Here is a 314-nt window from a genome sequence, read left to right as displayed (position 1 = left end):
TGTATCCGTTGCGTAACAGTTGATGACAGCGCTGGTGCCGGGTGCGGGGGCGGCCGTGGACCCCGCATCCGGAGCCTTTCGCGGGGGATGCGGCGACAGTGGATAATCCGCGGCAATGTCTTCCACCTGTCTCTTATACACATCTGACGCTGCCGACGAAATGCGAACAGTGTAGATCTCGGTGGTCGGCGTATCATTAAAAAGGGGGGGGGGGGGGGGGGGGGGGGGGGGGGGGGGGGGGGGGGGGGGGGGGGGGGGGGGGGGGGGGGGGGGGGGGGGGGGGGGGGGGGGGGGGGGGGGGGGGGGGGGGGGGG

At 72.9% G+C, this 314-nt stretch carries 1 pseudogene; it reads right to left on the bottom strand.

Annotated features, from left to right (window positions below):
* Positions 1-314, bottom strand: a pseudogene (locus JHD82_RS29435) (hypothetical protein); the annotation flags it as partial.

This window comes from Delftia sp. ASV31 (assembly GCF_016428765.1).
GTDB classification, from domain to species: Bacteria; Pseudomonadota; Gammaproteobacteria; order Burkholderiales; family Burkholderiaceae_C; genus Comamonas; species Comamonas acidovorans.
Note: the sequence above shows the minus strand (reverse complement) of the source record. Positions and strands in the feature narration are given on the sequence as shown.